General features: G+C 44.7%; 11 protein-coding genes. 7 read left to right on the top strand and 4 right to left on the bottom strand.

Annotated features, from left to right (window positions below; all coding sequences use genetic code 11):
* Positions 1-4 precede the first annotated feature (4 nt).
* The 4 genes from GFS24_RS06460 (at position 5) to GFS24_RS06445 (ending at position 12,046) form a co-directional block, all read left to right on the top strand.
* On the top strand, positions 5-8,743 hold the full coding sequence (locus tag GFS24_RS06460; protein ID WP_153658759.1) for an RHS repeat-associated core domain-containing protein: 8,739 nt from the start codon (positions 5-7) through the stop codon (positions 8,741-8,743).
* Positions 8,744-8,756: 13 nt separating this feature from the next.
* The gene (locus GFS24_RS06455) at positions 8,757-9,365 is read left to right on the top strand and encodes a hypothetical protein (protein WP_153658758.1); all 609 of its coding nucleotides are present in this window, start codon (positions 8,757-8,759) and stop codon (positions 9,363-9,365) included.
* Between the two features lie 68 nt (positions 9,366-9,433).
* On the top strand, positions 9,434-9,691 hold the full coding sequence (locus GFS24_RS06450; RefSeq protein WP_153658757.1) for a hypothetical protein: 258 nt from the start codon (positions 9,434-9,436) through the stop codon (positions 9,689-9,691).
* Positions 9,692-9,841: 150 nt separating this feature from the next.
* Positions 9,842-12,046 carry a hypothetical protein gene (locus tag GFS24_RS06445; protein ID WP_153658756.1) on the top strand — a complete coding sequence of 735 codons (2,205 nt, stop codon included), beginning with the start codon at positions 9,842-9,844 and terminating at the stop codon, positions 12,044-12,046.
* A 39-nt stretch (positions 12,047-12,085) separates the two neighbouring features.
* Here the strand turns inward: GFS24_RS06445 and GFS24_RS06440 are convergent, their stop codons facing one another.
* From GFS24_RS06440 to GFS24_RS06430, 3 genes are all read right to left on the bottom strand, one after another.
* Positions 12,086-14,464: an ABC transporter permease gene (locus GFS24_RS06440; protein ID WP_153658755.1), complete on the bottom strand. Its 2,379-nt coding sequence runs from the start codon at positions 14,462-14,464 to the stop codon at positions 12,086-12,088.
* Between the two features lie 124 nt (positions 14,465-14,588).
* Complete coding sequence (locus GFS24_RS06435; RefSeq protein ID WP_153658754.1) at positions 14,589-15,287, bottom strand: hypothetical protein; 699 nt, start codon at positions 15,285-15,287, stop codon at positions 14,589-14,591.
* Positions 15,288-15,310: 23 nt separating this feature from the next.
* Positions 15,311-16,012, bottom strand: a complete 702-nt coding sequence (locus GFS24_RS06430; protein ID WP_153658753.1) for a hypothetical protein — start codon at positions 16,010-16,012, stop codon at positions 15,311-15,313.
* 65 nt (positions 16,013-16,077) lie between these two features.
* Between GFS24_RS06430 and GFS24_RS06425 the strand changes: the two genes are divergently transcribed.
* Positions 16,078-18,279 carry a trehalose hydrolase gene (locus GFS24_RS06425; protein ID WP_153658752.1) on the top strand — a complete coding sequence of 734 codons (2,202 nt, stop codon included), beginning with the start codon at positions 16,078-16,080 and terminating at the stop codon, positions 18,277-18,279.
* 114 nt (positions 18,280-18,393) lie between these two features.
* Here the strand turns inward: GFS24_RS06425 and GFS24_RS06420 are convergent, their stop codons facing one another.
* Complete coding sequence (locus GFS24_RS06420) at positions 18,394-19,380, bottom strand: LLM class flavin-dependent oxidoreductase (RefSeq protein WP_153658751.1); 987 nt, start codon at positions 19,378-19,380, stop codon at positions 18,394-18,396.
* 150 nt (positions 19,381-19,530) lie between these two features.
* On the opposite strand from GFS24_RS06420, the gene GFS24_RS06415 reads away from it, so the two are divergent.
* Entirely contained in the window at positions 19,531-20,109 is a 579-nt protein-coding gene (locus GFS24_RS06415) for an RNA polymerase sigma factor (protein ID WP_153658750.1), read from the top strand.
* 39 nt (positions 20,110-20,148) lie between these two features.
* A complete protein-coding gene (locus GFS24_RS06410; RefSeq protein ID WP_153658749.1) occupies positions 20,149-21,285 on the top strand; it encodes a FecR domain-containing protein in 1,137 nt (378 codons plus the stop codon).
* Positions 21,286-21,302: the final 17 nt, after the last annotated feature.

Below are 21,302 nucleotides of genomic sequence, written 5' to 3'. Positions count from 1 at the left end.
CCTGATGAAATTATCAATTATTCACAGATCAGTTATAACAGGTCTCTTACTTTTTTGCAGTACGCTATTGCGTGTATCGGCTGCTACCGAGCCCTATCAGCATACCTTACAGGGTAAGATCAAAAAGGGCGATACCTTAATTGTAAAGGACGAAAAGTTCCGGAACAGCAGCTATGAATGGTCGCGGATCAGGAACAAAACAGTAGATAATATCATCACTTTCGGTTTCTACCGGGATACTGCAGCTTTGCCGCAAAAGGCATTCAAATGCAAGCTGGACCTTAAGGTAGAATACTGGAGCCAGCCGGATCAGGTAGACCCGGTTACAGAAGATCATGTTATCCTTGAAATAGGATATGATCCTGCCAAAGGCGCAATATACCAGGCAGAAAAAGCACATTATTTCAAGAACGGGCATCGGGTGAAGATCACCGTGAATGATATTACCAGCGCAGAGCTGGGTGATGAACTGCCACCCGCTTTTAAGCTCACCAATAAGATCTTCATTGACCGGCAATACGACAGGGATCCCAATGTAACAGAAACGAATAGCCCTTTTATTATACCCACGCCTGCAAAAACAACCAATAATGGCGCCCTGCGTTCCGTGGCATTTGATGATCCTGTGGAGAGCGGGGGAAAAGTACTGGTCGGATGGCTGGTGGACGAACCATCTGAACATTACGATCTGGACTGGACATTCATTGATGAAGAATCGAACTTCGGTAAACAACTGGTATTAGAACAACCCGCTACACATGCAATGTTCCGCAATAATTTTACACGCGTAACAATAGATGCGAACCATTACCCTATTACGCTGGTGCATCAGGCAAAATTCCTGCTGGTAAGGGTCCGTGGGGTAAGTATGGAAAATGGGATACGAAAAGAATGTGGCTGGGGAGATATCCTGGTGTATAGCCTGGATAATTCCTGGCATCAAACGGAGAAGAACTGGCAGTATAACGCTACTTATGCGGAAGAGGGAAAGAAAAAAGAGATCATCAGTTATGCAGATGGTTCTTTACGAAACAGGCAGTCTGTAACAGTGGCAAATGCCGGCACTTCTTCTTCAGAGGATGCAGATAAATATGTAGTGGTACAGGAAATGATCTATGATGAATTCGGCAGGCCTGCTATGAAAATTTTGCCGGCTCCCTTAAAAGAGAAGGAAATAAAATATTATCCCAGCCTGCATTTGAACGAAGACCTGCTGCCTTATAATTTTGCTAATATGTATGGTACTTCGTCAACATCTCCGGATAAACCGGATCAGTTGTTTGGAAATGGAGCATCAACGTATTATTCTCCCAATAATCCTTTTTTAAATGATGATATAGCGGGGATTAAATTTGTCCCGGATGCTAAGAAATATCCTTTTTCCGTTACCCGTTATACACCTGATAATACCGGCAGGGTAAAGATCCAGGGGGGCGTTGGCGAAACATTCCAGCCAGGAGAAGATGGGAAAACAAATATGTTCTTTTATGGTAAACCAGAAGCATGGGAACTAGACCGGCTCTTTGGAAATGATGTTGGATTTGCGCATCATTATCTTAAAAAGATGTCAGTAGACCCCAATGGCCAGGTATCTATCTCATATGAGAACGCCTCAGGTAAAGTAATTGCTACTGCGCTTACTGGAGCTGCGCCGGCAAACCTCAAGCCACTGGCTTCTCAACCCGTTGTTGCTTCCAAAACCACACCGTTATTAATTCCTTCGCAGTTCAGGTTTGACCCTTCCCGGTTAACGCTGACCGCAACGGCAAATTACATGGTGTCTTTGCCTAACCAGTCATTCCAGGTAGACTATAGTGTAGAACAGCTAATGGCTAAGTACCAGATTCAGAACAACGGGCAACCGGAAGGAGAAATATGCAGCAATTGCTATTATTCAATAAAGATCACTGTTTCTGATGACGATGGAAATATTGAAACAGTCATTACACAACCATCTTTTGCTGGCAGCAAATTCAGTGATTGTGATCTGGATCAGCCCAAGGTGGAATCATTTACTTACATCCCCCGGAAGATAGGTACTTATTATATCCGCTTTGAACTGGGCATGAGCGAAGATGTTATTGCTGAGTTTACAGATGATTATATCAAGCGGAATACAGACCTGCGTTCTGAGTTTGATGCGGTGGTGTGGCAGGTGGGTAATACAGAACTGCTTAACTGCCTGCAGGATTGCAAGACAGCTATGGCAACACTGGGAGAAAGGCCGGAATTTATAAACAGGCTTAAACAGCAGCTTGCACTGAATCAGATAGACGCAGATGAGGATGTTGAGCAATTTGAGAACCTGGCAAATTATATGTATGACAGGATGTATGAACATTGTCAGAACATTAGCCAATATTGTTTCCCATCCCCCTGTGATGAATATAAAAATATAATGTTAGCAGATGTCAGCCCCGGAGGGCAGTATGCGCTCTTTACCAGTGATCATACTCCTTTAGAGCCAACTATTAACGTTATTGCACTGCACTGGAGAACTGTATTTCCAATTCGGGAAAAAGAACACCCGGACTACAAAGCCGTACTGATAGAATTAGAAAACGGTAAATTAATATCTCCCCACGATGTAGATTTTACTTTAGCACAGTTACTACAGTATTGGGATCCTGCCTGGGCGCAGGAATTCCTCAAATACCATCCTGAAAAATGTGCACTTGATTACTGCGAGCGCAATGCAGAATATATTCGCTGGGATAATAAAGTAAAAGAAAGCATTCAAACAGCCGCACAGATCCCGTTATTGAAGGAAGGGCTGGAGTATCTCCACAACCAGGCAGACTGGTTGATAGCCGCAGATCCATTCTTTCAGGGTGGTCCTGGTGAACCAATGCAGCTTGATTATTTCCGGGCAAGGCTATTATATTATTCACAAAAGATCGCCGGGGACCAGCTCTATCCAAGGAAGGGGCTTACAGAGTTTGTAGATTATACGCTCTATTGTGCAGATCCATTTGGCAATACCAATACCGATATTGATGTGAATACCTGGGCCAATTGTACACCTGCTGAAAATTGCAGGGTACCGGACCGGGAATGGCAGTTATATCGCAACCTGTATTTTGATCTCAAAGAGGAGATCTACCAGATCATCCGGGATGGTGAATGTTTGAATCAATGTAAACCCGGCAAACCTGTTTCCGCAGCAAGTGCGTGCCCTTCGCCGGGGATGTTCTCTTTTTATAAATACAGCACGTCTTCCGGTGGGATACAAAACGTTAAAGTGAAGTATGATGGTGTGATGCAATGGTATCAATTCAGATTACACCTGAAATTCCCTCCCGGATATGAGACCGTGCCAACATCAATAGAATTGAATCCTCGTGGATTTAGCTGGGCGTTGGACGAAGATCTGAATCTGAATGAGATCATTATAACCAGCGTTGAATGTATTCCTTTGCCTGCAGCAACCGTTCCATGCAACGGAGACGGAGGTGAGTTAGACCTGTCTGCAACAGATGGCAAAAGAACAGGTGAATTTACTTTTACGGATGAAGTGAGCGGATCAACTGTAACTTACCATATTGAAAAGGGTTATTCAGATGAACAGCCTGTTCTCACAGATTATTGTGAAGGAGCTACGGCAGATTATTATAATTGTTTTAAAGTAACCATAGGCGATGCTGTATATCCGTTTTACAATGTATGGCTGATAACCTGTGGTAATGTGGCAGGGAGAGCGATGCCAATGGCAATGAAGTCTGCTTCCATAATGGCAGGGGCTTGTTATACTGAATCAGACTTTCAGCTTCAGAATACAGCTGCACTTCCTAATCAGTTCAGAAGTGAGATCACTTTTATCGGGGCACCGATACCCGCAGATGTTAAAGTGACTGTGCAGGTCAGTATTACATTCGACCTCTCAACTGCACAAGACATTATTGAATTTACTTCGGCGGATAACAATGGCACACCCAAATATGGTGATCTGCATACAGGAGTTTCCAGTATTGATCATTTCGTGTTGGCGACAATGAATGTTACCTGTGAGCCAATAGAACCTCCCGAACCTGAATGTGATCCCTTATACCAGCATAAAATACCCCGTTTTGGAGAGATCGATTTTAGTGCAACTCCCAGCGTAGATATTGATCAGTTAACAACAGAAGCATTAGCAGGTTTGCAGGATCAGATCTATAATAATTGTGAGGGTAATGCAGAATCGTGGGTAAAGAAAATGGAGGACTGCCTCCTGGCTAATACTACCCCTCAAAATTATGCAGCAAAGCGCGTTGCACTAAAAAACGGATTTATAGCCGTATGTGCATTAGGTGGCGATCCGGATCATATGTATGGAGCCAGTGTAGCTCCTCCCGGCAGATCTACCCAGACTGGTGGGTACACTTCTTTTGGAGATGTGATCAAACAGGTATTGAATGTTTCCGTTTACAACATGTCTTGTAACCCATGGCTGATCGAGGGGCCGTATCCATACAAAACAAAAGTACAGGGAGCTACTCTTTCAATCGGCAATACAAGTGAAGCAATATGTGAAAAGCTGGAGTTACTTACAGAGGAGCATACCAACAATGCAGGAAGCGAATCCTTCTATGAGTTTATAAAGAGCAAGTTTGGCGATGCCGCGAACCTTACAGAAGATGACCTCAATGTGCTTATAAAAGGATGTACCAATTGCAGGTACTTACTGGATAGAACAATAGACCTGCCCGTATTTTTAGAACCAGGTACTAAAGGTTGTATCACTGCTTTAGAATATACCACAGCTAAATCCGCATTTAATACTGCGCTTGGCGGTTCTCCGAATGTTGAGCATGAAGATTATAATAGCATGCTGGCCACTTATCTGAATCACCAATGGGGATTCACGATGGGGCATGATCAGTATAGAGATTATGAAGAGCTGCTGCTCACAGAGCCGGAGGCCGCTTTATGCAATATTCCGGCTTTTGGAACAACTGTCAAAGATGATCCGCTGGCTTGTATCATGAGGACAGTGAATGATCACATAGAACAGGGAAAGCTGATATATCTGAAGGAGACCCAGGAAGCGCGAAGACTGTTCCGCCAGGAGTATTTAACAATTTGTGGCAGAACGAAAGCCCAGGCTACATTAATAGCACCACAACAGATCTATCATTATACACTTTATTATTACAACCAGGCCGGGCAGTTGATCCGTACCGTTCCGCCAGAAGGTGTAATGCCATTGTCCGATGAAGATGTTTTAAAAGTACAGGAAGCCCGTGCAAATGAATGGCAGGAATGTAATTATGATGGGCCCGATGAAGAGTCTGAGAAGGAATGGATAGCCTCGGATCTGGATTATGTGATGAACAATGGCCCTGCTGCCCTGGAGTATTGGCTGCAGAATGATGGCTCAGCGCCTCTTCAGGTAGCGCATGCTTCAAGTGGTGAACATAATTACATGTTTAATACCTGTATCAATGGCAACTATCTGAATGTAGATATATATGAACTGATGCCGTCAAATATGGCCATATTGATCAACCACACGGCTGTAAATATACAGAATGCACTGCCCCTGCGAGAGTTCATACATGTTGTGATCCAGGGAGATAATTTCGTTAGAGAGGATCTGGAAGTATATGTAAATGGCGTGGCTTGTCCTGTTGCGCCGGAGGCCCCGGCTGCCAGCTGTGAATTAGAGCAGGATCCGGGAGGCGTATATCAGGAAAAGTATGATGCTATCAGGCATGTAAGGATGTATTATGCTTTGCTTTCAGCTTCGGATATTACAAAACTGGTGGCAAATACATGCATGACTTTTGACTATGAAGAAGGAGAACCCGGTTACAACAGATTTACCTGGCATGTACTTAATATTCCCGACGGCGGGCTTGAAGAAGGAACGCTACCCTCCGGAATAGTATTCAAAGGAAAGTACCCGGACCATAAGATGGCCACTTCTTACGCTTATAATACTTTAGGGCAGGTGGTGCAGCAGAAAACTCCCGATGCAGGGATTTCAAAATTCTGGCATGATTACCTGGGAAGACTGATCTTATCTCAGAATGCAGAACAACTTGATCCGGCTCAGGAGAATGCTGAGGTTAACCGGTATTCCTATACAAAATATGAAAGGCTGGGGCGCATAGAGGAAGTAGGGGAGGTTTTAGGTATTTCAGAAATTCCTTCAACACCATTCCTGACGGAAACGGAGTATGGTGACTTAATGGGTGGTACAACACGCCAGCAGATCACCAGGACTTATTATGATGTGAGGCCCATGGAGATCACAGAAACACTTGATAATCTTCGGAAAAGGGTGGCGGCTTCCATGTATTGGGAAAATGACGGAGGCGACCCAGAACAGCTTACATACTATAGTTATGATCAGCTGGGTAATGTGAAGTCCCTGTGGCAGAAGATCAAAGACCTGCCTGTTAAACAGATGGATTATAACTATGATCTGGCAAGCGGGAAAGTGAATAAAGTTAGATACCAGCTGGCCGGCAGCAACGATAGATTTATTTATGGATATGTATATGATGCAGAGAACCGGTTGGTGAAAGTAGAGAATGGAAGCGGCTTTACGGGGAATGATAATTGGGATATTGAAGATGCCAAGACGCAAGCCGTGTATAAATATTATCCTCATGGATGGTTATCCCGTATAGAATTAGGAGAACATGCCATTCAGGGGATAGATTATGCATATACAATACGGGGATGGCTAAAAGGGATGAATGGGAATTACCTGGATCCATCACTGGATATGGGAATGGATGGCTCTGATGATCCTGGTGGCAGAGCAACTTTTGCTGCTGATGCGATGGCATATTCTTTAAATTATTTTGATGAAGATTATAGTGCTATTTCAACACCTTCGCCATTTTCATTGAAATATGCCCCGGGCGCACCGTATGATGGAAATCAATTGTTCAATGGAAATATTGCTGGAACTACATTGGCACTCAGTAAATTAGGTGAGGGTGCTACTGTTGGTTATACATATGCATATGACCAATTGAACCGATTGAAGCATATGCGCCAGCAGGATGTTAGTGGGTCATGGACACCTCGTCCTAACCCGGATGCCAGTCCATTTATGGAAAATGTCACCTATGATGGCAATGGTAATATTCTGACGTATGAAAGGAATGGCAGCGGTTTTAATGGAAAACCACTGGGGATGGATAACCTGTCATACACTTATGAAACAGTTGCAGGAGAAAAGACAAACCGCCTGGCTAATGTAGTGGATGGTATCCCGGGTAGTACCGATTACGAAAACGATCTTCAGGGAACAAAGAATTATAGTTATGATAAAATTGGTAACTTAATTGCTGAAACGGCTACCGGAACTGACAAAATATTTTGGACAGTTTATGGGAAGGTCAGTAAAGTAGTTAAGAGTGATGGAAGTTCTTTGGAATATAGATATGATGTTGAGGGTAACAGGGTAAGCAAAACATATATCAGACCAGGCCATAATACAGTTACGACCTGGTATGTAAGAGATGCGCAAGGGAATACGCTTGCCACTTATCAGCAGGAAGAGGAAGGAGTTGTGATTTGGAAAGAACAACACTTGTATGGCAGCAGCAGACTGGGACTCTGGCAACCTAATATGAATGTTACTGATGAGGATACCCACGATAAGTGGTTATGTGAGGGAAACAAACGGTATGAACTTACTAACCATCTTGGGAATGTAATTGCTGTTTTGTCTGATAAAAAATTGGGCTCCGGTGATTATAAACCTGAAGTTATCAGTATGCAGGATTATTATCCGTTTGGGATGCCAATGGAAGGGAGATATGGGACAATTGGAGATGATGGGAATGGGAACCCTGTGATATCCGGGCTCGCATCAGGTTATCGTTATGGATTTAATGGTAAGGAGAATGATAATGAAGTAAAGGGAGAGGGAAATCAGCAGGATTACGGGTTTAGGGTGTATGACCCAAGGTTGGGGCGTTTTTTGAGCGAGGACCCGTTAAAAAAGGATTTTCCATGGTATACACCATACCAGTTTGCTGGCAATAAGCCAATATGGGCTAAGGATCTCGATGGTTTAGAAGAAAGATATTTTCAAATTGATATATCTTTCTCGCATACAGGTGCAATTCTTTCAAAGAAAATAACAGAGGATGAGACGAAAAGATCAGGATGGAAATTGGGAGAAAAGTTTGGCGGATATGGGTTCGTTAGGGATAATCCAGTTGGGCAATTTGGAATCGGAAACCAGTACCAGATTAATATTGAACGTGAGACGTCAAAGGGTGTTTGGACGCATACGACAATTACTTTGTTTGTAGCACGGAAAAAAAGTTGGTATGAATTTGGTCACAAAGAACCGACAAGAGGAGGGGGAATTGTTTTTACCTCTTCAAAAGATGGATTTGGACAAGATAATAAATACAATGCATCAGCAGAGCATCCTGATGCTTATTTGGTTTCGATTGACGACCTTTTTGATCTTGCGGGTTCTGTAAGTTCAATTGGATCAAAAGCAGAACTTATTACAGGTGGGCCTGCAGATGGAATAAAAACACTGCTTGAAAATCTTAGATATGGCTTTGACGCTCTGGGAAATACAAAGACTGATGACCAAATTACAGATTTCCTGAAAGAACAACGTGAGGCTTTAAATAGGAGGACAACAGCTGTCACTTATTGTAAAGCATGTAAATATAATTTTATACCACTAAAGGACAAGATGTTTGATGCGGTTAAAGAAAAGGCCACAGATACTGTTGAAGATCATTCCCGTATACCTGTACCTGAAGACGAAAAATAATTGCGAAATAATTATGAAGAAAATAATTTTCTCCCTGGTCTTTTTTACCTCCTGCCTGAACGTTGTTAAAGAGCCTTCTTTAACAAGGCAGGAGGCCATTGAACTCTCTAAACAAAGAGACAGCATAATTGTAAGAAGAGAAATTGATGCGAAGGATAGGGTTCTGTTGATTGAAACATATAAAAATGGAAATGTATGGGGTAATACCGTGAAGTTATATAAAACCGGAAAAGTGCACCAGTATAAATTTTTTACAGATTCACTAAATTATACTTATGCTAAGAGCTATGATGATGTTGGGAATTCAATCTTTGAAATAGGTAGTCCTGCCGCATATAATCTGATAGGAGGAAGCAGTGATACAATTGTGATAAATGTGGTTTTTGCAGATTATATCTTCAAGGAATTTAAGGTAAGATATTCTGAAGATGGGCTTAATTATGATACTGCTCATCTGGATAAAAATGTGATGCCATTCAAACCTTATGCTGTTTTTACCTATACCAAAGACATAAGATCAACAGATCGGATTGATCTTTACCTAGAAATGGAGACTACTGATATTATGAATAATAATCGTAAATATTATGATACAATTAAATTACAACAGCGGAAGGAATGATATTAATTAATTGTTGCTTAGCATTTCCGATCCCCGCAACCCCTAACTTTGCTCAAAAAGAAAAGAAAATGCAGCGAAAGTTAGGCACCATCAACACCCCCGAAAACTTATCCGAGATCATCAATCTCCTGGCCCAAAAAGGCCTCCCCATGCCACGCCCGGAAATAGCCCGCTGGATAAAGGAAGTATTCGAAGTAAAGGAAAACGCACATCCGGATAATATGTTGGAACGCGTATTTGCTTCTATAGACAATAGCACAAACAGGATAATTTTGGATGACGAGAGAGATTATGCAGACGATACCGACGACCTACGCATGAAGTAATAATTTCTACAATATATCTCCCTATACATTCCCGTATTAATACGCATCCCTTTCCCATACATCTCCCCTAACTTTATATCCGGTCTTTCTCCATTAGCCCCAGATTAGTATTCGAAACACCCCAAATAGTACACCCCAAAAACAAAAATCATGGAAAAACTGAAGATCCCCAACGTGTCGGCGGCTCAGCTCTCAGAGCTATTATACAACCGCCAGACCTTCCTGCTCAACAAATTCTTCCTGCAGGACCTCAAGGCAGCCAGCATCACACAATGGGAAGAGATCACTTGTGTAGGCTTTAACCCTGAAAAATCAAAACTGGAAGCCATCGTGAGCATCAAACTGGCCTCCGGTTACAGCGGCGGCCTCTGCTCCAACGGCTCCAAAGAGTATGTACGTTTCTTCGTAGACTTTAAAGACGGTAACGGCTTCCAGGACATGGGCTATTCCAGCTTCAAGGTGGCAGACATCTCCGAAGCCCCCGCCGGTCCCCAACACCCCCTCAAGTACATGACGCATCTTTTCATCGACGATGAAAAGTACCGCAAGTTCCTGACCTGTAGCACGGCTGTGATCCCCACCGTCCGCGCCGTATTATCCTGGAACGTGATACCTTCCACAGACCCCAATGTTACCCCGCATTACGGCAATGTAAAAGATGTGGACATCCAGCTGAAACGCAGAAGGCGTTTTATCTGGGGAGATCTCTTCCAGGCACTGGACGTAAAGATCAAACCAGACTTCCTGGCCCACATCAACATCAACGAGGAAATTCACATTCCCCAGCCACCCAACCCGCCGCTGGAAACTTTCTACGCAGCATACAAACGCGCCAAAGTACCTGATCACCGTACTTTCTATTCCACCGTGGCACCCCTGATCACCAACGCGAAGAAGTTCAAAACCCTCAGCAGTTACAACCTCTTTGAAGTACAAAAACTGAAAGTGGACGTAAAGGCCATTACGGACTTCATCCTTAAACCCATCAGCCAGGCAGACGTAACATTCGAGGAACTGATGTGCGTAGGCTTAAGTACGCCCCTGGACACCCTCGGTGCAGTGATCAAACTAAAGAAGAACAGCGGCTTCAGTGGCGACCTTTGCCACAACGGCTCACAGGAACACGTAGCTTTCTGGGCAGACTGGAATAACAATGGCATCTTTGATCAATACCTGGGCACTGCCAGTATCACCGTACACGATATTGACAACATCCCCGCAGATGGTTTGTACTACAACGTAGACCTGCCCATCAATCTCACCAACCGCATCCGCACCTGCGCACAACCTAATGTGATCAGGGTACGCGCTGTGCTTTCCTGGTCATCTTTACCATCTACTACAGACCCCAATGATCTCAACACCTGGGGTAATAGGGTAGATGCTGTGGTACAGATCCGTCCAAGCCAGGCTGCACACGTAGAAGCAGAACTGACACATGTGGGTGGCGTTGACCGTGATCTGATCCATCCGTTAACCTTCCTGGTGAATTCAGATACTACCAATCCAACTTCCCATAACAATCGTCCATATGGCGGATGGGTAAGTTTCCATGGTATCATCAACCGCGCAGGATTCAATGGCATCATCAAATACAAGATAGAGTACAAGAAATATGGCGCGGCAGACAGCACCTATGCATCCGTATCTACCGCAGAAACATTCCAGATGATAGATTTTGCGCCTGATCCGAATGTGGAATTCAGTGATCCGCAATCGCCGGCTGATGGTTGGTTTATTTATAAAGAAAACCCTGCTATCGGTTTGTATAATCAAACCCATTACCTGGCAGGCTGGAGCACCGGCGGTTTAACAGACGGTAATTATACCATCCGTTTCACACATACAGATGCACTGGGCAATGAACAGGTAGCAGACCTCTTCTCTGTAGTGATCAACAACGTACACATGTCCATCAGCACAACGGCCAATGTATCCGTAGATCTCACGAAGACATTAGACCTGGTAATAGATGGCGGTGATTGTCATTGCTATGATAAAACGGCTACTAACCACACCGTAAGTGGTCACCTCAGGGCAATACATCCATATTTCGCACTGTGGAGTTTAGACCTGCAACCATCTTCGCATACGCATGGCACCGTACCAACACCTTCCAGCCGTTACTATGATGCATTGCCGAATGCCGGTGATGTAGGTAACCTGGCAGATAATACAGATGACGGAGATGAAAATGCACCATGGAGTGTAGATGTATCAGCCATGGATAATTGCGGATATACAGTAAGCCTGGCTGCACGTAGCCGTGTGATCAGGGATAGTTCTACTGTTTTCCCATGGTATGGTATTAAGGCTGTAGGATTCTCAGTTACAGATAAATGTCCGAATACTTAACCCCAAAAGTAGCGCCTCGTGTAAAAGCGGGGCGCTTATTTATTCGCTTCCCAAACTATCCACCGGGTTCACGAGCGCTGCCCTCACTGATTGCAGGCTAACCGTTAAAAGTGCGATCAGCAACGTCACCCCACCAGCTGATGCAAAGATCCACCAGGGCATAGAAGCACGTAATGCAAAATCCTTCAGCCATTGCTGCTCTGCCCACAGGGCAATCGGAATCCCGATCACCATCGCCAGCAACACGAGCTTCACATAGTCCCGGGCAAAAAGATGAACGATCTCGGTTACGCTGGCTCCCAGCACTTTCCGGATGCCGATCTCTTTTGTGCGGCGTGCAATATTATGTGCGGTAAGGCCTAATAATCCAAGGCAGGTAATGAAGATGGTGAGTAGAGAAAATACAGAAATGATCTGACCGAATTGTACATCGGATTTATATTGCTGATTATACAACTGATCCAGGAAGAAGTAGTCAAAGGCCCTGCCCGGATAATGTGCCAGCCACACTTTCTCTGCTGCAGCAATTACTTTACCGGCATCATCTGTATTGATCTTTACTGAAATATATTTCGCATCATCCGGACGATAATAATTGATCATAGGGATCGGGGCTTCTTTCATGGAAAGCTGGCTGAAATTCTTTACCACCCCGATTACCGTAACCTGGCCATGATAGGTGATCACCTGGCCCACTGCTTTTTCAGGAGAAGAGAAACCCAGCAAACGGACACTTTCTTCATTGATCAATACTTCCCTGTTATTACTGGCACTATTGCTGAAGTTCCTGCCTGCCAGAAGCGTCATTTTCATCATGGGCACAAAGCTGGAATCCACTGCATACGTAGAGAAATTGTATCCATTCCTTTCTGCTCCCAAACGCATGACGTTATTGGTGGTGTTCATGTAACTCGCATCCACGCCAGGTAAAGCACCTGTTGCAGATACTTCTTTAGCGGCAGAAAGTTTGAGCAGGTCATTACGCATAGCTTCGTGCAGGCTTACCCGTACAGAATCGTTCTTTCCATCTTCCAGGTCATTGATCACAAGGATCTGTTCAATGTTCATGCCTTTATCCTGTTGCCGCATGAATTGTAATTGCCGGTAAATAACAATGGTAAAGGCAATCACTACCACTGCCACTGCAAATTGACCTACTACCAATGTTCTTCTTAATGCGCCACCCTTAGCACCGCCTCTTGCAGAAGATCTGTTCATGATCACTACCGGCTTCACAGCGGAAAGCATGATGGCTGGCTGCAGGCCGGAGAGCAGGCAGTTCAATCCAAACAGGAGCGCACAGGTGGTCCAGAAAGAATAAGCATGAAAGATATCTGCATTCAAAGGTTTGCCTACCAGTTGCAGGTAGTAGGGGATGGATATATAAACTAATGCCAGCGCCAGTATAAAGGCCAGCAGATTTACGATCAATGACTCGAGGAAGAACTGGCGGATCAATCCCAGGCGGGTGGAGCCTAATACCTTTCTTATACCAGCTTCCTTCAATCTTTCGGAAGACCGGGCAGTAGTAAGGTTCACATAATTCACGGAACCGATCACCAGGATGAGGATAGCAATGATCAGCAGGAACTTCACGGTGCCTGCGTTGCCGGGAGGTTCGGGCTCGTAGGTGCGTTTGGAATGGAGATGAATATCTTTAATAGGCCCTGCGGTCATTATTTCACTCTTCAGCCGCTGTTTGGATAAGGTAGCCAGTTTCTGATTAAGCGCAGTAAGGGAAGCGCCTGGCGCCAATTCAACGTAAGTGAAATTATTGTTGCTGGTCCAGTCATTCTCCATCTTTGTTTTGGTAACGATAGAGAACGGAACTAACAGATCGAATTTCAAATGGGTGTTTTCCGGGATGTCTTTAAATATGCCTGCTACTGTTAAGGTGAATTTACCCACTTGCAAAACTTTGCCCATAGGGTTTTCTGCAAGGAAGATCTTTTTGGCAGTAGTTTCACTCAGCAGTGCCTGATCAGGCCCCGTCAACGCCCTGCTTTTATCTCCCTGGATGAAGTCTATATTAAAGATGGAGAAGTATTGGGAATCTGCAGCATACACCTTGTCTACAATAAATCCTTTATTATCATATTTTATTTCTGTGTTGCCTACATGCTCAATCCGCGTGTAATTCTTTACCTCGGGCATGTCCTTTAGCATGGTAGGTCCCAGCTGCGGATAGGTTTCGCAATCTGTGGTCACATATTCAGCACCATTGTAAATGTCCAGCGTTACGCGGTAGATCTGATCCGCTTTGGCATGGATGTTCTCATAACTATGCTCAAACCGCACATAATGGATGATCAGGAGAAAGATAGCCGTAGCCAGTGCAAGGCCCACAATATTGATGGCGCTGTAGATCCTGTCTTTCCAGATACTCCTGTATGCGATCTTGAAATTGTTCCTGAGCATATCTTTTTATTTACGGGTAACCGGCCACAGGAATTATGCCATAGGGTAAGTGATTGAAAATCAGATAACTGAATCTAAATGCCTGTCCGTATGCGGACAGTGTCCGTTCATCTCCGGCCACAACTTACCATTTTGTCCGGCTTATCCAGCTATCCATCACCTTCCATTCCTTTCGTGGGATTTCCCTTGTTTCATAGGTAAGCCGGACGGTAATAGAGGGATGAGGTGATCCAACATCCCGGGTATCTACCCAGACAAATCTGCCTTGCGCTTCTGATTCGATCTTTCGATGATAGGAGTAGGAGGAAGTATTGGGAACCGGTAAGAGGTAAGCTGTAATTTCCCTCATCGTCTTGCCATCCATTCTTAATTTGAACGCGCGGTAGCGGATGTACTTAATATCATCCATGGTAGTGTCTGCTATCCTGGAAGCACTATCCAGCGTAGGGGCGTTCTTTATCAGCAGACCCAGTTTTTTCAATGGCAGGTCCTGCGCTGAGGTTGCTTTTGCCGAAACGGCAAAAGCATCAAACTCCACAAATTTTTGCAGTGCTGTATTGATGAAATAATAACTGCTATCATTGTAGAAAGGAGGTTTTATATCATCCGGTTTCTTTATTTTCTCCATATCCATCTTAAAGATCCGTTCAATGATATATTCCTTGTAACACCTGAAATAACTCTGCATCACTTCTTTTTCCAACAGCTTATTCCTCCCCATGAAGGAAAGGGAAACATCCACAGTGATAATTGTTTCAGATTGTGCACGAACCTGGCTTCCAAATAATAATAAACAACAAAAGGCAATAGGTTTCATTTTCATAGGGCTTGAGGATAGCAGTAAAGCTACCATTTTGTTTTGGAGATCCAGTCCTGAATGATCTCATATTCCTGCGCGGGGATCTCCCTGTCTTCATATTTGAACCGGATCTGGAGATAATCACCTGTGTTTACATCACGGTAATCTATCAGCACAATAGTGCCGTTTACTGCAGTTTCTATCTTTTTTTGCATGGAAAAGACAGCCTTGTTTTTAACCGGGATCAGATAAGCCGTGACTTCTTTCGTTGCCTCATGAACGCGGTAACGCATATAACTAATACCATTCATGGCCGTGTCTTTTAATCTTACGGCGTCTTCTTTCAATTCCTTTATATCATCCATCTGCACTCCCTGCTTTTTTTCTTTCAGATCTGCTGAAGCAGTAGGGCTGGCATTTTTAGAGAATGTATCAAAACGGACAAACTTACGGTTGTCCATATTGATCAAATTATAGCTGGAATCATAAGTTACAGTTTCTTTGTCCGGAACAGCAGGATCTGCACTGCTTACAACTAACCGGTTTGTTTTTAATGTTAACTCAATAATGTATTGCTCAATACACCGTAATTCTGACTGAAAGCCTTCCATTTTTACGAACTTTTGTTCAACCGGATGCATCGCCCAGATCTCCATCGTTACAAATGTTTCAGCAGGAGAGCCCGGGCCGGCGGAAAAGCCGGTACATAATACCAGCAGGAGACTGTATATAGATAGTTTACGCTTCATACTTCAATATTAATAATTTCTTCCCTTTTTTTGTACTTTAGGTACCAGATTACAAATTCCACCGCATGAAAATTAGCCGCCTGTTGCTAAGCTTTTGTTTTATTACACAAGCTGCCGCACAAACGCCGGGTAACTATAGTTTTGTCTATACGTCTGCCCCGCAGAATGTTCCCACTGCTAAAGTACCGGATGCTCCACTGGCAGGTAATGGTGATATAGGCCTCACTTTTGGAGGAACACCGGAACACCTGAAACTTTACATCGGAAAGAATGATTTCTGGCGGGCATACCCCGTGTATCCCGGAGGAGGTATTGCTTTCCCTGGCGGACTGGATATTATCATCAATGAATTAAAGGATGCACAGTATTACGCAGAACAGCTGCCCACCAAAGGTGCTATCCATGCCGTTTTTACAAAGAATGATCTGAAGGTGGAAGTGAACTCTCTTGTTACCGCCATGCATAATACCGTGATCACAGAGATCACCACCAACAAAACCTGCAAAGTTAACTTAGATCTCTGGGCACCGGAAGGGAATACCGCCGTTGTAAAGAAAGGTCCAAACTGGGTATCCCGTTCCTTTTCCGGTACGCCGCTGCTGGAATGGCCCACAGAGGTGGTCCTGGCCATGAAAGTATATGGAGATCAACAATTGCAGCCCGGTAAAAAACTGACCGTTACAGTTACGGTTGGAAAAACGAACAAACCAGAAGAAAATGTAGAAAAAATGAAAGCAGCACACCAGCAATGGTGGAATCAGTTCTGGAAACGTTCCAGTATCCGGATCAACGATACGATGCTGGAAAAATACTACACCAATTCCCAATACCTTTTTGCTTCTTCTTCCCGGGAAGGCAAATATGCACCTGGTATCTGGGGTCCTTTCATCACCAAAGATTCTTCCGCATGGGGCGGTGATTATCACCTCAACTATAATTACCAGGCGCCTTACTGGGCAGCCTTTTCTTCCAACTACATAGACCTTACTGATAACTATGATCAGCCCTTGCTGGATTATATGGAAAAGGGGAGATGGCATGCGAAAGACCTCCTGAACATGCGGGGCATCTATTTTCCGGTAGGTATTGGCCCCAGGGGATTGTGCACCACGTTATGGCCACTTACGCCGGATGAAATGGAAGCCCGTTACGGTACCCGCGAAAACACCATCGATCATGGTTATAAATTCCTCGGCCAAAAGATCAATGCCGTATTCGGTGCTGCCAATATGCTGATGCGTTTTTACAGCACTTACGATGAAAAATATGCAGAAAAAGTATACCCTTACCTGTTAGCCTGTGCCGACTTCTGGGAAGATTACCTCAAATTCACGGATGGCCGTTATGTGATTGAAAATGATCATTACGGAGAAGTAATGCCTAACCTGAAGAACAAAGGGCAGTGGCGCCATATGCTGGGAGATTATAATTCCACGCTTTCACTGGGCCTGGTTAAAATGCTGTTCAAAGGCATGATCAACGTAAGTACTTATTTAAATAAAGACGCGGCAAGGCAGGCTAAATGGCAACATATCCTCACGCACCTAAGTCCATTCCCCACACAGGAAATAGATGGCAGGGTACGCCTGAAAAGTGTAGAGAAAAGTCCTTCTCCTTTTCATAGCGGAGCAATGGGCCTTGCAAGAGTTTCTATTCACGGCCTGATCCTTCCCGGAGAAGTGTGCGGGCCTGTAACAGATTCTGCTTTCAACGCGATATTATTAAGTGATGTATCTCACTGGAAAGACAAGATGCAGGAACCCGGCAGCTGGGGAAATACATTTGGCAATGGTATTGAAACCTGTTTTCCTGCAGCAGTGCGGGTAGGGTATGATGCAGATGAGATCATCAAACAGTTGAAAGCACGTATCAATGCACAGTCATTACGCAACGGCTGGATCACAGCAGCAGGAGGGGGGACTGAAACATTGTCCGCCGTACCACTTACCATCAATGAAATGCTATTGCAAAGTTATGAAGGCCGCATCCGTATTTTCCCGAACTGGAATCACAGCAGAGATGCAAAGTTTAATAACCTGCGTGCTTACGGCGCGTTTGTGATCAGCAGCAGTTTGAAGAACGGACGTGTGGAATATGTAACACTGCAAAGTGAAAAAGGCCGTACCTGCGAGATGGAAAATCCATGGCCGGGTAAAGCGGTAAAACTTACACGCAATAACAAACCAGCATCCTCCACCTTAACAGGCAGGGCCTTTACTTTTAATACCAGTAAGAACGAATTAATTCAATTAAGCCCGCTTGAATAAAAAGCGCTTGTAGCCAAAACCATGGGTATTGCTACCCAGTAGATAGAGGAACTGCGCATAGGAATTGATTTCCTGTTTATACGCAGGCCTTCAAAAAGTAGCCTTATGGAAATGTTAAAGTGCGAATTCCTTCGCCAGTAATTTAAACGAAGTGATCCTTTCTTCCGGGTTTTCTGAAATGGTACACAGCACTACTTCATTCACACCATATTGTGCGCAAAGTGTTTCAATCTGCTGCCGCATTCTTTTAGGTGTGCCGGATATCATCCGCCCGCGGTTATAATTGATCCGCAGTTGTTCTTCAGGCATATATTCCATCGCGGCAATTTCTTCATACGGAGGAATAGGTGTATCCCTGCCTCTTTCAATGTTCAGGATGCGGTAATCAAATTCTGTTTGCCATCTTTCGATCACTGCTTCATCTTCAGAACAAAAAGCAAAGATGCCAAAATTAGCTTCTGGTGCTTTCAAAGTTGCAGACGGTTTGAAACGTGCGCGGTATTGTGCTACTACTTCAGGGCCGCCGGTTGGATTAATGAATTGTGCGAAGGAAAGCGCGGAACCGAAATGCGCTGCGAGATTAGCACTGCCGCCACTGGAGGTAAGCATCCACAAAGGAGGAACAGTTTCTGCCTTTGGCATAGCTTTCACCTGGTGATGTTTATCTGTAAGGAAATGTTGCAGGTCCATGATCTGCTGCACAAAATCTGTTTCGCTGAAAGTATTGCCGGGATTCAGCAAACGTGCCGTTACCCGGTCGCCACCCGGTGCGCGGCCAATGCCCAGGTCAACCCTGCCCGGGAATAAAGCTTCCAGCATCCGGAAGTTCTCTGCTACTTTCAACGCGCTGTGGTTGGGTAACATGATACCTGCCGCCCCCAGCCTGATCTGTTTGGTTTGCCCGCCAAGGAAACCCAGCAGCACTTCCGGTGTAGAGCCGGCTATATTGGTGATATTATGATGTTCTGATACCCAGTACCGGTAATAACCCAGCTCATCTGCCAGTTTTGCCAGCCGGAGGGTTTCCTGCATGGCGTCTGCCGTTGTACTGCCCAGTCTTACATGAGACTGATCCAAAATACTTAATCTGATCTTTTCCATCCGCTAAGCTGTTTCCGTTTTGAAAGCGTAAAGGTAGGTACAATGCGGCGGCGCAACAAGTAGGCACTTTTTAGTAACCAGTTACCTTGAGTATAGTATTTTTCTTTAGATTTACACAACACAGGTCTGCCAAAATCTACAAATATTACCATGGATAGTGAATTGGTGATACGTATGAAGCAGGGAGATGAAACAGCGTTTACTGCCATTTACCGTCAATTTCATCCTTCATTGTACGTTTATATGCTCCGGTTCTGCAAGATACCCTCGCTTGCGGAAGACCTCGTGCACGATGTATTCCTCCGGATCTGGGAGATCAGGGAGCGTATCAACCCGGACCTTCCCTTTGCAGGTTACCTCTACCGGATTGCCCGGAACCACACCTTTAAGACCCTTCAAAAGCTTGCCACCGACCGTATTTTAAGAGAACAACTCCTCAAACACATTGAAGCACAGGAATCCGAACAGCCGGAACAGGTGGTGAAAGCCAAAGAATACGACCGCCTTTTCCATGAAGCCCTCAACCATATGCCTCCGCAGCGCCTCAACGTTTTCCGCCTTTGCCGGCAGGAGGGCAGGAGTTATGACGAAGCGGCCGCCATCCTGGGCATTTCCCGCAATGCCGTAAAGAAACACATGGTACTCAGCATGCGTTTCATCCATGATTATGTGTTCCGTTACGGGGATGTACTCCTTGCCCTGTATGTGTCCGGAAAAATTATTTTTTAAGCGGGGTACCCTACTTCGCCTTTTTCGGATATTATAGATATGCCACACAAAGAAGAAGAACTATTGCAGCGTTACCTGGAAGGGAAATGTACTACGGAAGAAGTAGTAACATTGATAAAATGGCTGCAAACCACTGGTTCTCACCGTTCCCTGCTTAAACAGATGAAGGAGGAGTTCCTGCGTTCCATGGCCGCGCAGCCGGAAATATCGCCCGTGGTAAGCGACCGTATAGAAGCCCGCCTGTTGCAGGATATCAGCGCTGTAAAAATAGTGAGGATGAGGATTTCCCGCCGCTGGATAGCAGCCGCGGCTATTCTTGCATTTGTTGTGACTACCGGTACAGTGTTACTTGTTAAAAAGAGGCCTGTAACCCTGGCTAAAAAAGAAAGCCCTGTAGATGTGGCTCCCGGCACCAATAAAGCTCAGCTCACCCTGGCCAACGGTTCCACCCTTACACTGGACAGTGTTGGCAACCAGGTGATCAAACAGGGTGCTACTGTGGTACATCAGAAAAATGGTCAACTCCAATACGATACAGAGAGCAACACAGCGGCTGTAGGTTACAACATACTCACCGTACCGCGTGGAGGACAATTCCACGTGGTGCTCCCGGATGGGAGTAAAGTATGGCTGAACGCCGCTTCCAGCCTTAAATATCCCACTGCTTTCACCGGGAATGAGCGCCTGGTGGAATTGCAGGGGCAGGGTTATTTTGAAGTAACTAAAAATGCACAACATCCCTTTATTGTGAAAGTAGACGACATGACCATTAAAGTACTGGGCACCAGCTTTGATGTAATGGCCTATAAAGATGAAAAAGCCATCAACACCACGCTCATAGAAGGCGCCGTAAAAGTGAACGATCAACTATTGAAACCCGGCCAGCAGGCCTCCCTGGATAATGCCAATGGTTGCATGTATGTGTACAATGCAGATATCCAGCAGGTAATAGCCTGGAAAACTGGCTTCTTTGAATTTGATAACGTAAAACTGGCGGACATCATGCGCCAGGTTTCCCGCTGGTACGACATTGATATCACTTACAATAATAACATCGAACCAAAACTATTCGGCGGGCGGATCAGCAGAAATCTGCCCCTGTCCGAAATATTACATATGCTCGAAGCTAACGGAGCAAAGTTCAACATGAAAGGAAGAAGTTTAGTAATAGAATAATCCACGTAAACCTAAAT

The sequence above is a fragment of the Chitinophaga sp. SYP-B3965 genome (assembly GCF_009647655.1).
Lineage (GTDB): Bacteria > Bacteroidota > Bacteroidia > Chitinophagales > Chitinophagaceae > Chitinophaga.
Note: the sequence above shows the minus strand (reverse complement) of the source record. Positions and strands in the feature narration are given on the sequence as shown.